We start from the raw sequence: 255 nt of genomic DNA on the forward strand, positions 1-255 counted from the left end.
CCTTTGTATGAATGATATTTTTCTCTAGGTCTTTTACCAAATAGTTTTAATTCATGCATTATTCTCTGTACTTTTTTATGATTTATTGTATATCCTTGATTCAATAATTCCCTATATACTCTTCTAATACCATATCTTCCTTTATGATTGTTAAATATATCAAATATTTTATTTTCTATATTTTTATTTCTAATCTTAACACCATCAACTTTATTAATTTCAAAGTAGTATGTTGATTTTGGCAAATCAATAGCT

The 255-nt window shown here is 23.1% G+C and carries 1 protein-coding gene; it reads right to left on the reverse strand.

What is annotated here, in order from left to right; translation table 11 throughout:
• A partial coding sequence (locus tag ACU68W_RS09395) for an IS3 family transposase (protein ID WP_446756449.1) occupies positions 1 to 255 on the reverse strand: 255 nt, incomplete at both ends.

The sequence above is a fragment of the Finegoldia sp. P2-F-LR genome, assembly GCF_052932265.1.